At 77.2% G+C, this 685-nt stretch carries 1 protein-coding gene; it reads left to right on the top strand.

Annotation, left to right across the window (positions count from 1 at the left end):
- A partial coding sequence (locus tag ACFV6I_RS28815; RefSeq protein ID WP_380428423.1) for a precorrin-6A/cobalt-precorrin-6A reductase occupies positions 1-583 on the top strand: 583 nt, incomplete at its 5' end.
- Positions 584-685 lie beyond the last annotated feature (102 nt).

The raw sequence follows: 685 nt of genomic DNA, 5'->3' as shown, positions 1-685 counted from the left end.
CCGCGGGGGGGGGCGCGCGGGGGGGCGGGGCCTGCGGGGGGCGCGGATCTGCGCGCCCCCCCCCCGCGCCCCCGCCGGGATGTCCCGCAACGCCGCCCGCGCGGCGGCCGCCGCCGACGTGCCGCTGCTGGCGCTGCGGCGGCCCGGCTGGGCGCCCGTCGCCGGGGACCGCTGGCACCACGCACCCTCGCTCGCCGCGGCCGCCGAACTCCTGCCCGGCCTCGGGCGACGGGTCTTCCTCACCACCGGGCGACAGGGCATCGCCACCTTCGCCCACCTCGACCACCTGCACTTCCTCGCCCGCTCGGTCGACCCGCCCGAGCCGCCGCTGCCGTCCACGCTCGAAGTCCTGCTGGACCGAGGGCCGTTCACGCTCGACGGCGAACGGGCGCTGCTGCGCGAGCACCGGATCGACGTCGTGGTCACCAAGGACAGCGGCGGCGCCGCGACCGCGCCCAAACTCACCGCCGCGCGCGAACTCGGGCTCCCGGTGGTCGTCGTGGAACGCCCGCCGCTGCCCGACGGCGTACCGGCGGCCCCGGACGTACCGGGCGCGGTGCGGTGGTTGCAGCACCTGCGCTAGTGCTGCTCTGCGGAAGTTCGTGGAGGGGTGTTGATCAGATAGCCAGTCCGCTGAGGTAGAGGCCGCCTGCGCAGTCGAGGGGTTCTTACCGGGAGCCGGCCC

The sequence above is a fragment of the Kitasatospora sp. NPDC059803 genome (assembly GCF_042732255.1).
Taxonomy (GTDB): Bacteria; Actinomycetota; Actinomycetes; order Streptomycetales; family Streptomycetaceae; genus Kitasatospora.
This window is presented reverse-complemented; position numbering and strand designations above follow the sequence as displayed.